Below are 16,319 nucleotides of genomic sequence, written 5' to 3'. Positions count from 1 at the left end.
CTAATTTGAATTTATTAATATTATGGAGATTGTAGATTGCTTGAACTATTTGTTTCTTTGTTGCTGTTTCTCTGCTTCCTGCAATCTCCCTAATTCCTTTAAAAATTCATTCTCGATTCTCAAATCACGATTTTCGTTTTCAAGTTGTCTCAGACGCTCAACGTTTACATCTTCTCTAGTTATATTCTTTGGATTCTGAAATACTTTCTTATCAGCTTTCTTCCGTTTACCCATTTTCGGTGGCCTACCTCTCTGTTCTGATAAGCCATCGACGCCTTTCTTGAGGATAGTAGTGCGCCAATTACAAATTAAACTAGGGTTATTCATCCCTAATGAATTGGCTACTTCTCGATAACTCATCTCTGTTGTTTCATACAATTTTACAGCACTAAGCTTAAAATTAACAGAGTAATGAGTTTGATTCTTACTACGTTTCAGTCCTTCGATTCCAAATTGTTGATAGCTATTAACCCATCTTCTTACAATAGAATCTTGTATATTATATTTCTTTGCTACCGCTAGGTAGCCACCATAGTTCCCCAGATAATGTTTAACAATTTCCAATTTAAATTCTAGTGAATATTTTGCCATAAAAATAAACCCCCAAAAGAGATTTTGTTCGTACTTTTGGGGGCCTCTACAAGGCTTGGCGGACGCTTTTTGATTGGTTGTATTTGTTGTGAGTAATAGGACAATTACACAATGTGTACTTATTCAGTAGGATTTTCAGATTTTGTAGGCAGTATCCGTCTATTCAATACGATTTTTTGATGCCATACAGCATCCTTCTCCATTCTGTAGCGCCGCTTACTTGCCTACCGAATGGCTATTATTGTGGACGATTTCCCCATTTTTGTACACTTGAACCGGTTATTCTGGTCGATTTCTCTCATAATACAACGATGACTACTTCATTCGGTACAAGGTTGACCCTCAAAAAAGAAAAGAGGTGGCGCCACGGCACCACCTCTTCATTCATCAACAATTAGAATTTGTCTACTTGGTTGTAGTCCACTTCTGCTAGTGTTTCACGACCGAACATTTCAACAGTTAATTTCAATTTACCGTGTTCTGCATCGATTTCTTGAACGCGACCTTCCATACCATCGAAGGCACCATCGATTACTTTCACAACTTCATTCAATTCGAATGTCATGTTGCGGTTGAAACCACCGTCACCTAAGCTTGATAAGATGTTACGTACTTCATCAGGTAATAATGGTGTTGGTTTTGAACCTTGACCGTGAGAACCTAGGAAACCGGTAACACCTGGTGTATTACGTACAACGAACCATGCTTCATCAGACATGATCATTTCGACTAACACGTAACCAGGGAAGTTTTTGATTTTAATAATCTTTTCTTTACCTGTTTTTGTTATTTCTACGTGCTCTTCTTCAGGAACGATTACACGGAAAATGTATTCTTCCATGTCCATTGATGTAATACGCATTTCAAGGTTTTGTTTTACTTTGTTTTCATATCCAGAGTAAGTATGTAGCACATACCATTGTTTTGCTTGTTCAATTTCTTCTGCCATCGTTATGCTCCTTATCTTTCATTACTTAAATTTATGCAAATTAAAAAACCTTCCCTAAGATGAAAGGTTTTTTGTTCGATTTATTCGTGCTCATTATAACACACTACTCGCGCATCGGCTATAAGAACTTTCAATTATAGGTTAATAAACCACGCGAAGGCCCATTGCGCTAAGCTGTCTACAATACCTAGGAAAATCGCAACTAGGACAATAGTAGATAGGACAATACCCGTGTAGCGCATTAATTCGCCACCACTTGGCCATGTAGTTAGTCTCATTTCGTGCCATACATCTTTAATGAATTGCATTTAAACGCTCACCCTTGCCTTTTCCTATTTTGTTTCTTTATGAATTGTGTGTTGGTTACAGTGTTTACAGAATTTCTTCACTTCTAAACGCTCTGTACGGTTGCTTGCATTACTATTTGTTGTGTAATTACGAGAACCACATACAGAACATGCAAGTGATACTTTTTTTACTGGCATATTGTTGATCTCCTTGTTTCAAATTCATTGTACATGGTACGCACTTCGACGGTCAATGTCAATTTTTTCGTTCATCACTTTATATTATAACATATTTTTCGGTAAAAAAAGAAACTGGCGTCCAAGACACCAGCTTCCGAGTTCAATCAAATAAGTCTGATAAAATTTTCCGATACTTTTGTTTGCACTTTGAAATCAATGACTGTAATTGTTTCTTGGACATCCCGGCAATATCTGACATCTCCGCATAGGATAGACCAGCCTTGAAATAATCATAAGCTTTACGCTCCATTTCAGACAAGCTATCCTCATACCGCGTAATGCTCTCATTGAACAAAAAGGCATGCTCAGGTGGAAACTCCTTAGTTTGCAGAAAATTTTCCAATCCCTGGTCTTCACTCTCATTTAAAAACAAATGCAGTTTTCGATCAATTTTATAATTGGCAATCCGTTTGTCAGTTAAATGCATCCGGCGAATATCCAGCAAACGGTTCTTAAACACATTTGAGAAATAGGTTGTAAACAAGGCGTTGCTATCTAATTTATAGGCATCAACCGCCTGCATCAAACACACCCTAGCTTCCTGATAATAATCATCGTTCTCCAAGATGTTCTTGGGTACACGCCACCGGTTGGCATATAAAATCGGTTTTACTTCTTCATACAATGCTGTGAACACTTCTTCCGTGAGGGACTGTTTACCCTCAGCGACTAAAGCCAATATCCGTGTCTGATCAGTTTGGTACTTTTCCTTTGCCATTGAACGTCCTCCCATAGACCCTCCAGGCTCAATCCAAAAATATCCTGCACAAAAAATATCATTACTCGTCTTTTTTACTCGTCAAATTCTTATAAAAATTGCCTAATTTATCTAGTTGATGGACTGACCATGGTATGGATCGTTGATATTTATTATATTCGTAATCATTGCTACCATGTGTGATTTCCACATTGGTCTTTTGAATGGCGCGATATAACTCCTGTGCCGATTGTCTCAAAGCACCTTTTTGGAATACCATCCGCTGTTCAGCCAGGTCACTCGTCGCTACGGTGACATTATGAATTGGGCTCACAAGGTCGACAATCATTTCCTCGATATAAGAATCTGCCGTCTGACCCTCACTTGTGAACACCACATGTAGGTTAAATTGGTCGTAAGATTTAGAAATACCAGGAACGAACATCGCATCAAAGACAACCCATGTTTCAATCCCGTGATAGCCCACAAAATTAGACAACTGTTCCAGCAAAGTATCCCGTGCCTCTTCAATTTCGTCACGATTCTTTAATTTCACTAACTCTGGCCAGGAACCAATCATATTATAGCCATCCACAATTAAACGTTCTTTCTTTAATGCCATACCGTTCCCTCCCTTCCCTTGTTAAAACAATTTTAGCCCTTTTTTGTCATCCGATTTTGATAAATTTGATACATCAATAAGCCTGCCGCTACGCTGGCATTTAAACTTTGCACGTGCCCCCGCATAGGAATCGTTATCATACCGTCCAGGTGTTTCTTAACGCCTGGTGATACGCCTTTTCCTTCGTTACCAATGACAACAGCAATTGGTAGCGTTGCGTCCATTTGCCACATTGATTGACCCTTCATATCGGTACCAAAGACCCAAACACCACGTTCTTTTAGTGTTTCAATGGTGTTTGAAATATTGGTCACGCGTACAACCGGTACGTGTTCAATCGCACCCGTTGAAGTCTTAGCTACAACTTGCGTTAAGCCTACTGCACGACGGTTTTGAATAATCACCCCGTGGACCCCTGCAGCATCTGCCGTACGTAAAATTGATCCCAAATTATGTGGATCTTCAATACCATCTAGAATCATGATGATTGGATCTTCTTGGGCTTCTTCTGCCTTAGCAAAGATATCCTCTAGTTCAGCATACTTATACGCCGCAACTGCAATGACCACACCTTGGTGGTTCCCACCATCAGATAGGGTATCTAATTTTTCTTTAGGTACATTAGAAACTAGAATATTGCGTTTCTTAGCAGCTGTTAAGATGGCTTGGGCATTCTTTTCATTTAAACCGGTTTGTAGGAAAACCTTGTTGACGTCGTGGTCACCTTCTAATACTTCCATTACAGCATGGAAACCGTAGATGAAATCAGGTGCCTGACCGTCTAATTCGGCTAGGTCCTCAGCTGTTAGTTCCGGTGCTGATTTGCGGGGTTGACGTTTCTTGCGATTCTCTTGGAATCCTTGATTATTTCGTGCCATTCGTTGCTTCCTCGTTTCCTTGCGCTTGGTCAATATGGTCGATACAGAATTGGGTAATCGTGTCAAAACGATCCTTATCCGTCAAATAAACGTAGCCCATCAAGGCTTCAAAACCTGTCGCAATCCTGTATGTATGGATGTCGGCATTCTTGGCGCTCGAATGGCTCTTGGCATTACGGCCACGTTTATAGATGGTGATTTCGTCTTCCGTCAGAAAACCTGGTGTATTTTCCATCAATTCAATGAAAGCAGCCTGTCCCTTAGCAGAGACAAAGCTCGTTGCAGCCTTGTGCAAGTCTTTAGGTTTGGTGAGCCCTTGGTTCACGAGGTAGCTGCGGACAACAACCTCCCAAGACGCATCCCCTAAATAAGCTAGGGTAAGCCCACTCAATTGATTGATTTGATTAGTTGATAAGGATTTATACTCTGACATATAGACGACTCTTTTCTTTGTTCATTTGATTCATTGGCTTATGACGCATTAGGCTTCTTCTCGTTTCCAACGGGTACCTTGGGCAGTATCATCTAAGATAATGCCTTGGTCTTTCAATTGGTCACGAATTTCATCTGCACGGGCAAAATTCTTGTCCGCACGCGCTTGATTACGTTCATCAATTAAGGCTTGGATATCATCAGCAAGTAATTCCTTCTCGTCTGATAAGGCCACACCAAAGATAGCTAACAAGGCTACAAAACTGTCTTTCATTGCTTGTAGAACCACTTTAGATACTTCTGCTTCATTTGAATAAATGTTGATTTCACGCATCAAACGATAGACTTCCGTCAAACCATTTGGTGTGTTGATATCATCATCCATCGCTTCAACAAAAGCTGCTTGAATCTCTTCGATAGCTTTCAGGTGGTCACCATCACTTGGAAGACTATCTTTAGCGTCATTAAAACGATAGTTCAAGTTGGCATAAGCCGTCTTCAAGTTATTTAGATTGTTGGTGGCATCTTGGATGTTTTCTTCGTTGAAACGTAATGGTGAACGGTAGTGCGCTGACGCTAAGAAGAAACGAACCACTTGTGGGTCCACTTGTTTCATCAAATCATGCGCCAAGACAAAGTTGCCTAGTGATTTAGACATCTTCTCATCGTCATCACCCATTGTCACAAAACCGTTGTGCATCCAGTAATTCGCAAAGGTATGACCCGTGTGTGCCTCTGATTGGGCGATTTCATTCTCATGATGAGGGAAAGTCAAATCATGACCCCCACCATGAATATCCAAGGTATCTCCTAAAAATTTCGTAGACATGACTGAACATTCGATATGCCAGCCTGGACGACCCTCACCCCAAGGAGATGACCAAGAAATTTCACCTGGTTTGGCTGCCTTCCATAAGGCAAAATCCACACTATCTTCCTTTTTAGTTTGGCTGTCCGCTTCCACACGTTCAGACGCACCCGCACGTAAATCATCGATATTTTGATCAGATAATTGACCGTAATGTTTGAATTTACGCGTTCTATAGTAGACGTCGCCGTCCACTTCATAGGCATAGTCCTTTTCAATTAAATCTTCAACGAAAGTGATGATATCATCCATATTTTCCATCACACGTGGATTTTTAGTCGCACGTTTGACATGAAGCGCATCTGTATCTTCATAGAATGCGGCAATATACTTATCCGCAATTTGTTCAGGCGTTAAACCTTCTTCATTGGCACGTTTAATAATCTTGTCATCCACGTCCGTAAAGTTAGATACGTAGTTTACATCGAAACCACGGTATTCAAAGTAGCGGCGTACTGTATCAAAAGCGACCGTAGACCGGGCATTCCCAATATGAATGTAGTTATATACCGTTGGCCCACACACATACATTGAAATCTTGCCTGGTACTAATGGTGTAAATACTTCTTTCTGATTGGTTAACGTATTGTAAATTTTTAGCATAATGTTTGCCCTTCCTATGTCCGAGAATTGAATCAATGATTGCCGTCGGTCTATTCTAGAGCGATACGAAAAAGCCGTCTGCATGCTGATACGGGTTGCTTCGTATACGCTTATTATAGAAACAGATCGACTACATTTTCAAATCGCTTATTTTTTGATAATGACAATTTGATGAGAGTGTTTTTCACTGTAGAATCCCCTTCATTCTAACACATTTCACGCCATACTAGAAATGAATGCTTAGCCAACGATCTACTATAGGTAATAATATTTACAATTCATGATGAAGCAGAAAGTAAAATAGTGTGTTTTATCTCTTTTGAGTTAAACACTCGGATTATCTCTCATTTATTTTTAATTTTAATCTCATTAAAACGATCTTTTTACCCACTTTTGTATGAAACAATTGTAAATTATACGAAAAATGAAATTCATCATTTTTTATACATGCCTATATTTGGCAAATCTTGTTGTTAAGCCTTTAAAATATTGCATAATACTAAGAAAACATTCAGTGGAAATACAAATAATGTACCCCTATATTATCGAAATGATAATAAAAATGAATATAATTTTTCTGTAGAATTCGACGTGTCTAGTTCTTGGGATTCAGTTTAAACTAATGAGTTTTCACTTATTTAACTAAATAAGTGAAAAAATTTGCTTCCTTCATTTATTTCCTCAGATAAATGAAAATTATCAAAAAAATTCATCTATTCCGTCATATAGATGAATTTCAGGAAAAAGATTCATTTATTGACGATAATAAGTTATAGAAACATCAAAAATTAACCTATTTCATTAAATAAATGAATTTTCATTTTACGTAACCCTCTCCATCTATTGACCGCTCTTATCCGCAGCTAATAATTATGATTCTATTATGGTGATATTTAAGTAATCTTTGTTTTAACAAAAAATGACCCGCTTACTCGGGTCATTTTTCATTTGTTATTAGTTTGTTGTTTCACTTGCTTGTGGTGCGCCGTCCCATACAGGGATGCTTGAACCTGCTGACATTTCGTCAATGATGGCCGCTACTTCGTCTGTTTGGTAGTATTCCAAAATTGTTTTGTAGGTTTCGTTTTCTGTTTGGTCTTCTTGAACGGCAATGACGTTGTAGTAAGGTTTTGATGTGTCTGCTACTGGTTCAAGGAAGATTGCATCTTGTGTTGGAATGTAACCTGCATCTGTTGCCATATCGTTATTGATGACTGAAATGTCTACATCGCCTAAGGCACGTGCTGTTTGGTTTGAAGCCATTTCTTCAAATTGTAAGTTTTTAGGATTTGATGTGATGTCACTAACTGTTGGCAGGTTACCTTTTGATGGATCTACTTCAATTAAGCCTGCTGTTTGTAGTAGTAATAAGGCACGTGAACCATTAGATACGTCATCCGGAATAGCTACTGTTGCGTTATCTGCTAAATCGTCAAGGCTTTCAATCTTTTCAGAGAAGACACCCATTGGATTTAAGGTGGTATATCCTAAAGTTGTATTGGTGTAGCCTGCTTCTTCATTGATTGAGTCCATGTAGATTTCTGTTAAGGCTGCATGCATGTCGATTGAACCATCTTGTAGGGCTTCGATTGGTTGACGGTAGTCAGTGAATTTTACCAATTCAAGTTCGATGTTTTCTTTTTCTAGTAAGACTTCTTGGAGGTATTCCCATTGGTCCGCCTTGTCCCCAACTAAGCCTACTTTTACTTTTGTTGTTTCGCTTGTTTGACCACAAGCTGCTAGAACCAAACCGACTAAGGCAAGGGCTAGTAATCGTACATATTTCTTCATTGTGCATTCTCCTCTGTATTTCTCTTCTTCCTCTTATTGTAGGTAAAGCCTAGGTCTATTGCAATACCCCTTCCATACCTATTTTGCATGAAGTTTGATACCCTAAGCCTATCATATATTGTCAGTTATCGAATGACATGATATAGAAAAACCAGCTAAGGGAGGTGGATGCCCTAGCTGGTTGGTTGGAACACATATTTAGATGAACTATTTCTTCACGCCATGGAAGAAGATATTCAGTAGTACGACGGTTACAGCACCGGCTACGATACCGCTTGATGTTAACCATGATAACCATTCTGGTAATTGTGCGAAAGCATCCGGTACGATTGAGACACCTAAACCAATGGTGATGGCTGCCCCAATCATAATTTGGTTACGGTTATCGCTAAGGTCTTGTGCACCTAGTACGCTGATACCATATGATAATACGTTACCAAATAGGAAAATCATTGCCCCGCCAAGTACTGGTGCGGGTACTGCTGTTGCGATAGCCCCAATTTTGGGTAGCAAACCACAAATCAACATCAAGATAATCAAGTTGATGAAGATGGATTTACGTTTTTGACCTGACATTTGTACCACACCAACGTTTTGAGAGAAGGCTGTTTGTGGTGAGGTATTAAAGATACCGGCTAGCAGGTAGCCAATCCCAACAGATAGGTATGAGCGACGTAAGTCAGCTTCGTCAATTTTCTTGTCTAACATGCCTGATAAGGCGTAATCAATGCCGGTTACTTCAATCATTGAGATAATCCCAACAATTGTCAAACTAATAATGGCTGAAAAGTTAAAGCTTGGTGCCGTAATAGCAAATGGCATTGGTAGTTGGAACCAAGATGCATCTAGGATTGGTTGGAAATCCATTTTACCCATAAAGATGGCAATGATCATACCTGCTACTAGACCAATTAAAATTGAAATGGATTGAAGGAACCCTTTGGTGTAGCGGTATAGGAATAGAATGATTAGGAAGGTAAGTAAGCCTAGGACTAGGTTGTCGATGTTACCGAAGTCGGCACTACCTTGACCTCCTGCCAGGTTATTGATGGCAACGGGAATTAAGGTTGCCCCAATTAAGGTCACGATCGTTCCTGTTACTAATGGTGGGAACAAATGCGATAATTTCGCAAAGATTGGTGCTAGTAACATGATGATGACACCTGCTGCTAGGATAGAACCAAACATGGTAGATAGACCGTATTGGCTACCCACCTTAATCATTGGGCCAATGGCAGTGAAAGAACATGCCATTACGACTGGTAGGCCGATACCGATGAATTTACCGCGGTATAGTTGTAAGAAAGTCGCAATTCCTGAAATAACGATATCCGCTGATACTAGGTATAAAGTTTGAGCGTTCGTAAAGTTTAGGCTACTAGATACGATAAGGGGTACGACGATGGCACCGGCATACATGGCTAGTAGATGTTGTAGTGACAGGAAGGTTGTCTTGGCACCAAAGATATCTTTGAAGTCGATATTTTTCACTTGTGGGCACCTATCCTATTCTGCCTCTTCGTCAACAAATGTTACTTTGTTGCCTGCTAATGAAGCGATACGGCAGATTGAATATAAATCTACGCCTGCTTCTAGTAAACGTTGACGTCCAGGTTGGAAAGATTTTTCAACACAGATACCAACACCGACTACTTCTGCGCCTGCTTGATTGACTAAATCGATTAAACCTAAGCTTGCTTCGCCGTTAGCTAAGAAGTCATCAATGATTAGGACTTTGTCGTCTGCGCTTAAATATTCTTTTGAAACGATGACGTCAGAGTCTTTGTCTTTGGTGAACGAATGCACGCGTGTTGCATATTTACCACTTGCAGTTAAGGTTGATGGTTCAGATTTCTTAGCGAACAACATTGGTACTTGGAAGTGTGAAGCAACTAATAATGCTGGTGCGATACCACTGGCTTCGATGGTTAATACTTTGGTAATTTCACGTGATTTAAAGTAATCAAAGAAGTTACTTTGGATTTCGTGCATCACTTTCGGATCGATTTGATGGTTTAAAAATGAGTCAATTTTTAAAATCTTTTCGTCGATGACAGTGCCGTCTTTTAGGATGCGTTCTTGTAAGTAATTCATTTTGTATAAATCCCCTCTTCTTTGTTGCTTGTTTTCATTTTTTTATATTATTTATTGTACGAACAATTCACTTGTATTGCAAGTTAATGTTCGCTTTAATTTTCCTATTTCTTCATATTTCTTTGAAACATACGCTTTATGTTAGTTTTTGGTTCTATTTTGAATTTTTATATCAAATAGAAAGCCCTCAAAGGCCAGACACTGTGTCTGTTCTTTGAGGGCTTATGCTTATTGCTATTTACCAAAGGTTTCTTGGATGATGCTATAAGATGCTTTGAGACGTTCTGCGGTCAATGGTACATTCCAGTTGTCCCATGTATAGGTCTTGGATGGGGCTTGATATAGGACCTGGTCTTTATCATCTAAGTAGGTTGCCCCAATAGTGATGTCTTCGACCTTGACGGTGGCGTCCAGGCCATCTGCCATGATGTCGCCTTGGAATTCTTTCTGGCTTGGATCTTTGGCTGATAGTAGTAACCATGGTAATCTAACTTCAATTACACCCGTTTCTTCGTTGACGTAATAGTCAGCTAGCGAATTGTAGTCTGGTGAAGCGGGGTCACCGTTACCTTCAAGGAGTTTGCCGGTTTCATAGGCTTTAAATGGCTCCAACTTGTCTTCATCTACATTGTAATAGCGACGGTTTAAGGCTGCCATGGTATAAAGTAAAATTCTAAAGAATAGGTTCATCTTCTCCACGCAACCTTTCTATGACCCTTTCCATAAACGTCTGTAAAATCCGTAAATTTAAAGGCCTCGTGATAAAGTCATCAATACCAATTTTAAAGGCATGAATGATTTCTTCCTCTGTCGTCCCCATTGACATCATAATCACAAAATATGTTGGCTATTTGGCAGTTCCCTTAATCGTCTAGTCACTTCAAACCCATCTAATTTCGTCAAATTATCGTTGAGCAGGACGACCTGCTTTTGCTTCGAATGAAAAACCTCTGATTGAACAAATGCATTGCCATCCAGAAAGGTATCAATTTCGATATCGAAGCCACTGGCCTGAATATCTTCGCCTACCATCCGTAGTGCTTCCGCAAAAATGGCATCATCCTCGATGATTGACAAGTGAATCTTTTCGTTACCCATAATTATCCCCCACAAACACGTGCTCTTTGTTTTCTATTTCCTCAATTTTATTATAATAGGAACACTTCTTACCTATCCATTTTAACCTAAAATACATATAATTTTAGTGAAAAATATCGCTGTATACGTTTACAGTAGTATAGCATAGTTCGTGGGTTTGTGGATTTTGACCCGTATAAATTTGTACAAAATACCCACCAATTTTGCCTAGTAAACCAGGTGCATTGGTGGGTAAAAATCACATCAATTTTTTTTTGTTGAAGAGTGGCCCGCAAAAAAAAAAAGAACCATTATCGAGGGAGAGTTGTTCTACACTTGCTGACAACACTGCGATTAGAGAATGAACATGTCATTCTCTAATTTTGGGCGTTTTTATAGAGAATAAATTGCGATGCTATAAAATATGTTCTTTTTTTATAGTATATATTCCCATATTTGACAGATTTTATTATTTATAAAGAATGAGCCGTCATTTAATAATATTGGTCATTTTTTTATAGAATGAAATTTTATATTATAAAATTTCGCATTATTTTCTAGTATCTCGAATTATTCTATAATTAGGTCATTCACAATACAGGAAAAGCGGTTGGAAGCATTTGTCCCAACCGCTTTTTCTCTCATCCTTTAGTCTAGTTCGAAAAAGCTGTCCCTTGCCCACTGGAAGAATAGTTTGCGTCTCACTTCGTGCGCCACGGCACTATTCTTCCAGTGGTTAGGGCCATAACGCTTTTTCTCTCATCCTTTTAGAAGTCGTAGTCGTCCTCGTCCATGGCTTCTGATTCACCCATCAAGTATGAGTTACCTACTTGTGAGAAGAAGTCATGATTACTTGAGTCTGTTGAGATGCCGTTCATCACGATTGGATTGACGTTTTCGGCCATACCGTCTGGATAGAAGGCTTCAAAACCAAGATTTTGCAAGGCTTTATTAGCATTGTAATGTACAAAGGTATTTACTTCTTGAGTCCAACCTACTTGGGTGTAAATTTCCTCGGTGTATTTTTCTTCATTTTCCATCAAATCGAAGAGTAAGGCATACATCCAATCTTTCAAAGCATTTTGTTCTTCAAGTGGTAAGGCATTGAAGCCTTTTTGGAATTTGTAGCCTAAATAAGTCCCATGAACTGACTCATCGCGGATGATCAATTTGATAATTTCCGCGACATTTTCTAACTTGTTGTTACCTAGATACCACAGTGGTGCATAGAAACCTGAATAGAATAGGTAGGTTTCTAAGAATACACTGGCTACTTTTCTTTGAAGACCTGTGCCATTTTGATAAATTTCATTGATTCTTCTAGCCTTGTATTGTAGATATTCATTGTTATTGGCCCAGTCAAAAATTTCGTCAATTTCACGGCTGGTATTCAAGGAAATGAAAATTGTTGAGTATGATTTGGCATGAACGGATTCCATAAATAGAATGTTGTTTAATACAGCTTCCTCATGTTGGGTCCGCACAGCGTCGCGCATCACATTCGCGCCTTCTTCAGATTGCAAGGTATCCAAGGCGGTTAACCCTGCAAAGGCTTTATTCACAACATCGCGTTCTTCATCCTTTAATAAGCGCCAATCATCGCGGTCATTAGAAACCGGAATCCGGGTATCCAACCAGAATTGGCTGGTTAATTTTTCCCAGGTAGATTTATCAATAGCGTCCTCTACGCGGTCCCAGTCAATCGATTTATAATAAGTAACATTGTCATTGGTCGGTTCTCCGCCAATAATTTGATTAAAATATTTTTTCTTGGTCATGGTGATGGTGTCCTCCTAGATCTTGTGTGCTGATAACCTGTCTCTTCTAACTTGTCGCAACAAATCCCTAAATTAAGCATGACTCACATTGATCTACACCAATCTCTTTGGCGAAGTCATCGGTGTATGTACGCACATAATAAATCGATTTAATGCCTTTTTTCCAGGCGTAGTTACGTAAGCGGTTTAAATCGCGGGTTGTCATCTTATCGGTGCTGCCATTTTTCCATTCATATAGGCCTTCCGGAATGGTAGATTTCATGAATAGTGTCAGCGACATCCCTTGATCAATATGTTGCTGTGCCACGGCATAGGTGTCTATTACCTTCCGCATGTCGGTATCATAGGCAGACTGATAATAGTGAATCGTTTCGTTATCTAAATACGGCGCAGGATAGTACATAGAACCAATATTTGTTTCTTGACGATTCTCAATCAAATGCACAATTGGATGCAAGGAAGACGACGCCTCATTGATGTAGGAAATTGATCCCGTTGGTGCGACAGTAAGTAAATAGGCATTATATAGACCGTCCGTCATAATCGCTTGATTTAAATCCGCCCAATCATCCGGCGTTGGCACATGAATATTCGCAAAGATTTCGGCTACCTTTTCAGACTTGAAGCTAAAAGGACTTTGCCCATCAATATAACGTTCACGGATATATGACCCATCAGCATAGGCTGATTTTTCAAATTCAAAGAAGCTTTCCCCACGTTCTTTGGCAATACGGTTGCTGGTCTTGAGTGCGTAGAATCGTAAAACACGGAAATAGGCGTCGGTTAATTCTAGCGCTTCCTCTGAACCATAGTGAATGTGGTTGGTTGCAAGTGCCGTATGCAAGCCCATGGCCCCTAATCCAACAGAATTATAAGCGGCATTACCACGTTCCACACTTGGTACCGCCTTTATTGACGTCATATCTGATACTGCCGTTAAGGCACGCACTGCGATATCGATTGATCTTTCGATATCGGCTGTCTTGAGCATTTCAGTGATATTTGTTGAAGCCAAGTTACATGAAATATCTAGACCAACAGATGCATAGGACAAATCTTCATTTAGTTCGGATGGTGATTGCACTTGCATAATTTCTGAACACAAATTGGACATGGTAATGGTACCGTCAATAGGATTCTCACGGTTGGCTGTATCAATGTTCACGATATATGGATAGCCAGATTCTTGTTGCAATTTAGAAATTTCTTGCTCCAATTCACGCGCATTAATCTTGTACTTTTTGATGTCTTTGTTGGCGACCATTTCTTCATAATGGGTGGTGATGTCAACATAGCCGAAGGGCTGACCATAGATTCTTTCGACGTCGTAAGGGCTGAACAGATACATGGGTTCATTGGTCTTCAAGAGTTCGTAGTATTTGTCTGGTACAACGAGGCCAAGTGACAACGTTTTTACCCGTATTTTTTCGTCAGCATTTTCCTTTTTCGTTGAAAGAAATTCATAAACATCTGGATGGAAGGCGTTCAGATATACAACGCCGGCCCCGTTTCGTTGGCCCAATTGGTTGGCATAAGAGAAGGCGTCTTCCAAGAGTTTCATGACGGGCACTACGCCTGAGCCAGCGTTTTCAATGCCTTTGATGACTGACCCCGCTTCGCGCAAGTTAGACAGATTGACGCCAACGCCACCACCGCGTTTGGATAATTGTAAGGAGGAGTTGATGGCACGTCCGATTGATTCCATGTTGTCTTGCACATCAATCAGGAAGCAGGATACCATCTCGCCGCGGCGTTTCTTACCGGCATTTAGGAAAGTCGGTGTGGCCATTTGCAAACGATGTTGAATGTGTTCTTCCGCGATACCCCAGGCCAATTCTTCATCGCCATCTGCTAAATAAAGTGCCACAAAGGCGATGCGGTCTTCGTAACGTTCTAAGAAGCGCTGATTATCGTTCGTTTTGAGCGCATATTGGGTATAGAATTTGTAAGCCGCCATGAATGATTTAAAGCGGAATTTGTAGCTGTACAAGTGGTCGAACAGGGATTTAATGAAATCAAAATCATATTTTTCGATAAATGTACGTTCAATATAGTCATTATCCATTAAGAAATGAATCTTTTCATGCAATGAATGGAAGAAAACGGTATTAGGATTCACATACTCCAAAAAATAGGCACGGACTGCTTCCTTATCCTTATGCAGTTGGATTTGCTTCGCTGCCGTTGGGATATTTACCATATTATTTAGTTTGAAGTAGGTAATTTCCTTGGTATTTTCAATGCTTAACTTTTTCGTATTGGTCAATTTCCTCTAACTCCTTTGTCAATTTGGCAACATCTAGTGGGGATCCTTGGAATTCAAAACCGTGTAAGACGGGAACATCAAAGAGTGCCGATAATTCTTTGACTGTTACACAGAATAATTGGGCAAAATTGCGGTTGCCACCACCGAAGAATCCTTTGCATAGTTGGGCGTTGTCACCGCATTCTAGAAATTCTTCTGCTGTTTCAATGACATCACCATAGACATGACTTTCATATGACGGGATGACCATGATAAATGGTTCAGACATTTCAATAGCTTCCTTGTCACTGGAAATTTCGTATTTATCGAAGCCCGTCACCTTATTTACAAATTTGCGCGTTTGGCCAGTTAATGAGTAGTAAACTATGCACGCCATGCTGCCACCAACGCTTCCAATTTTTCAGGGACGTAGCCATGAAAGGCATTACCTGTACTATCTGCGATAACTGGTAAAGCTTGGTAACCCATTGCGCGTACTTCTTCTAGATAGGTTTCTTCTAAATCTACACGTTTTTCTTCAAAGGGCACATCTTGTGCTTGTAAGTATTTTTTGGCAAAGATACATTGTGGGCAGCCACTCTTAGCATAAACAGTAATCGTCATATTTCATCTCTCCTTATTGTTAAAACCCTATATATTGGGTCATACTTTTGAAACCACACCCTATATATTGTGTTTCGCAATTCCAAGTATAGCTAGTCGAGATAGGGCCTTCAACGAATGGCACCATTTAAATTTTGGCATAAAACAAGCTGTATTTTTTGAAGATAGCTAATCCACGTTGGCATACGCTGGTCAGGAATTAAATGAAAAAGACAATGCGGGAATATTGGCTGATGAACACATTTTTTGTTTTTATGTGATGAATGGGCTATATGAAAAGCCCGCAACCGTTGGCGAAATACAGGTGCGGACTTTTGAGAGATGAAAATAGCGCATTTTGCTATTCATCATTACGTACGAGGTTGGGATAAAATGATACAATCATAAATTTCCATCTTTATCATGTAGATTCCTAAAACCTGTGACTTATTTAGGAAAATAGGCCTCTCAACAACTAATCTTATGACTTATATAGAAAAATAATCCACCATTATCCAACCTTGTGACTTATATAAGAAAATAGGCCTCTCTCCAACCAATCCT

The 16,319-nt window shown here is 39.6% G+C and carries 18 protein-coding genes; all 18 read right to left on the bottom strand.

Annotation, left to right across the window (positions count from 1 at the left end; genetic code table 11):
- Positions 1–45: 45 nt before the first annotated feature.
- Positions 46–591, bottom strand: coding sequence for a helix-turn-helix domain-containing protein (locus B9P78_RS04005; protein WP_094518246.1), 546 nt, complete (start codon positions 589–591; stop codon positions 46–48).
- A gap of 394 nt (positions 592–985) precedes the next feature.
- Positions 986–1,540: a transcription termination/antitermination protein NusG gene (gene nusG / locus B9P78_RS04000; protein ID WP_094518245.1), complete on the bottom strand. Its 555-nt coding sequence runs from the start codon at positions 1,538–1,540 to the stop codon at positions 986–988.
- Between the two features lie 134 nt (positions 1,541–1,674).
- The gene (secE, locus tag B9P78_RS03995) at positions 1,675–1,848 is read right to left on the bottom strand and encodes a preprotein translocase subunit SecE (protein WP_094518244.1); all 174 of its coding nucleotides are present in this window, start codon (positions 1,846–1,848) and stop codon (positions 1,675–1,677) included.
- Between the two features lie 24 nt (positions 1,849–1,872).
- Positions 1,873–2,025 carry a 50S ribosomal protein L33 gene (rpmG, locus tag B9P78_RS03990; protein ID WP_094518243.1) on the bottom strand — a complete coding sequence of 51 codons (153 nt, stop codon included), beginning with the start codon at positions 2,023–2,025 and terminating at the stop codon, positions 1,873–1,875.
- Between the two features lie 142 nt (positions 2,026–2,167).
- The gene (locus B9P78_RS03985) at positions 2,168–2,785 is read right to left on the bottom strand and encodes a sigma-70 family RNA polymerase sigma factor (RefSeq protein ID WP_094518242.1); all 618 of its coding nucleotides are present in this window, start codon (positions 2,783–2,785) and stop codon (positions 2,168–2,170) included.
- Between the two features lie 61 nt (positions 2,786–2,846).
- Complete coding sequence (locus B9P78_RS03980; protein ID WP_094518241.1) at positions 2,847–3,386, bottom strand: NYN domain-containing protein; 540 nt, start codon at positions 3,384–3,386, stop codon at positions 2,847–2,849.
- Positions 3,387–3,418: 32 nt separating this feature from the next.
- On the bottom strand, positions 3,419–4,264 hold the full coding sequence (rlmB, locus tag B9P78_RS03975; protein ID WP_094518240.1) for a 23S rRNA (guanosine(2251)-2'-O)-methyltransferase RlmB: 846 nt from the start codon (positions 4,262–4,264) through the stop codon (positions 3,419–3,421).
- Positions 4,251–4,697: a Mini-ribonuclease 3 gene (locus B9P78_RS03970; protein ID WP_094518239.1), complete on the bottom strand. Its 447-nt coding sequence runs from the start codon at positions 4,695–4,697 to the stop codon at positions 4,251–4,253. The genes rlmB and B9P78_RS03970 overlap by 14 nt, the downstream gene beginning before the upstream one ends.
- Positions 4,698–4,745: 48 nt before the next feature.
- Positions 4,746–6,167, bottom strand: a complete 1,422-nt coding sequence (gene cysS / locus B9P78_RS03965; protein WP_094518238.1) for a cysteine--tRNA ligase — start codon at positions 6,165–6,167, stop codon at positions 4,746–4,748.
- A gap of 954 nt (positions 6,168–7,121) precedes the next feature.
- A complete protein-coding gene (locus B9P78_RS03960) occupies positions 7,122–7,958 on the bottom strand; it encodes a MetQ/NlpA family ABC transporter substrate-binding protein (RefSeq protein WP_094518237.1) in 837 nt (278 codons plus the stop codon).
- A 207-nt stretch (positions 7,959–8,165) separates the two neighbouring features.
- The gene (locus B9P78_RS03955; protein WP_094518236.1) at positions 8,166–9,449 is read right to left on the bottom strand and encodes a nucleobase:cation symporter-2 family protein; all 1,284 of its coding nucleotides are present in this window, start codon (positions 9,447–9,449) and stop codon (positions 8,166–8,168) included.
- Between the two features lie 15 nt (positions 9,450–9,464).
- A complete protein-coding gene (locus B9P78_RS03950) occupies positions 9,465–10,052 on the bottom strand; it encodes a xanthine phosphoribosyltransferase (protein ID WP_094518235.1) in 588 nt (195 codons plus the stop codon).
- A gap of 234 nt (positions 10,053–10,286) precedes the next feature.
- The gene (locus B9P78_RS03945) at positions 10,287–10,751 is read right to left on the bottom strand and encodes a hypothetical protein (protein ID WP_148138573.1); all 465 of its coding nucleotides are present in this window, start codon (positions 10,749–10,751) and stop codon (positions 10,287–10,289) included.
- Between the two features lie 132 nt (positions 10,752–10,883).
- The gene (locus B9P78_RS03940) at positions 10,884–11,150 is read right to left on the bottom strand and encodes a response regulator (protein ID WP_094518233.1); all 267 of its coding nucleotides are present in this window, start codon (positions 11,148–11,150) and stop codon (positions 10,884–10,886) included.
- Between the two features lie 746 nt (positions 11,151–11,896).
- The gene (nrdF, locus tag B9P78_RS03935; protein ID WP_094518232.1) at positions 11,897–12,907 is read right to left on the bottom strand and encodes a class 1b ribonucleoside-diphosphate reductase subunit beta; all 1,011 of its coding nucleotides are present in this window, start codon (positions 12,905–12,907) and stop codon (positions 11,897–11,899) included.
- Between the two features lie 67 nt (positions 12,908–12,974).
- The gene (gene nrdE / locus B9P78_RS03930) at positions 12,975–15,173 is read right to left on the bottom strand and encodes a class 1b ribonucleoside-diphosphate reductase subunit alpha (protein WP_094518231.1); all 2,199 of its coding nucleotides are present in this window, start codon (positions 15,171–15,173) and stop codon (positions 12,975–12,977) included.
- A complete protein-coding gene (nrdI, locus tag B9P78_RS03925) occupies positions 15,145–15,549 on the bottom strand; it encodes a class Ib ribonucleoside-diphosphate reductase assembly flavoprotein NrdI (RefSeq protein ID WP_094518230.1) in 405 nt (134 codons plus the stop codon). The genes nrdE and nrdI overlap by 29 nt, the downstream gene beginning before the upstream one ends.
- Positions 15,537–15,776: a glutaredoxin domain-containing protein gene (locus B9P78_RS03920; RefSeq protein ID WP_094518229.1), complete on the bottom strand. Its 240-nt coding sequence runs from the start codon at positions 15,774–15,776 to the stop codon at positions 15,537–15,539. The genes nrdI and B9P78_RS03920 overlap by 13 nt, the downstream gene beginning before the upstream one ends.
- Between the last annotated feature and the right edge of the window lie 543 nt (positions 15,777–16,319).

It is taken from the genome of Aerococcus sp. 1KP-2016, from assembly GCF_002252085.1.
In the GTDB taxonomy this organism is placed as follows: Bacteria; Bacillota; Bacilli; order Lactobacillales; family Aerococcaceae; genus Aerococcus.
The sequence above is the reverse complement of the archived record's forward strand: the minus strand, read 5'-3'. Positions and strand labels throughout refer to the sequence as shown.

Coding starts and splice junctions, on each gene's coding strand:
- B9P78_RS04005 (WP_094518246.1), bottom strand. CDS start 591: ATGGCAAAATATTCACTAGAATTTAAATTGGAAATTGTTAAACATTAT.
- nusG (WP_094518245.1), bottom strand. CDS start 1,540: ATGGCAGAAGAAATTGAACAAGCAAAACAATGGTATGTGCTACATACT.
- secE (WP_094518244.1), bottom strand. CDS start 1,848: ATGCAATTCATTAAAGATGTATGGCACGAAATGAGACTAACTACATGG.
- rpmG (WP_094518243.1), bottom strand. CDS start 2,025: ATGCCAGTAAAAAAAGTATCACTTGCATGTTCTGTATGTGGTTCTCGT.
- B9P78_RS03985 (WP_094518242.1), bottom strand. CDS start 2,785: ATGGCAAAGGAAAAGTACCAAACTGATCAGACACGGATATTGGCTTTA.
- B9P78_RS03980 (WP_094518241.1), bottom strand. CDS start 3,386: ATGGCATTAAAGAAAGAACGTTTAATTGTGGATGGCTATAATATGATT.
- rlmB (WP_094518240.1), bottom strand. CDS start 4,264: ATGGCACGAAATAATCAAGGATTCCAAGAGAATCGCAAGAAACGTCAA.
- B9P78_RS03970 (WP_094518239.1), bottom strand. CDS start 4,697: ATGTCAGAGTATAAATCCTTATCAACTAATCAAATCAATCAATTGAGT.
- cysS (WP_094518238.1), bottom strand. CDS start 6,167: ATGCTAAAAATTTACAATACGTTAACCAATCAGAAAGAAGTATTTACA.
- B9P78_RS03960 (WP_094518237.1), bottom strand. CDS start 7,958: ATGAAGAAATATGTACGATTACTAGCCCTTGCCTTAGTCGGTTTGGTT.
- B9P78_RS03950 (WP_094518235.1), bottom strand. CDS start 10,052: ATGAATTACTTACAAGAACGCATCCTAAAAGACGGCACTGTCATCGAC.
- B9P78_RS03940 (WP_094518233.1), bottom strand. CDS start 11,150: ATGGGTAACGAAAAGATTCACTTGTCAATCATCGAGGATGATGCCATT.
- nrdF (WP_094518232.1), bottom strand. CDS start 12,907: ATGACCAAGAAAAAATATTTTAATCAAATTATTGGCGGAGAACCGACC.
- nrdI (WP_094518230.1), bottom strand. CDS start 15,549: ATGGCGTGCATAGTTTACTACTCATTAACTGGCCAAACGCGCAAATTT.
- B9P78_RS03920 (WP_094518229.1), bottom strand. CDS start 15,776: ATGACGATTACTGTTTATGCTAAGAGTGGCTGCCCACAATGTATCTTT.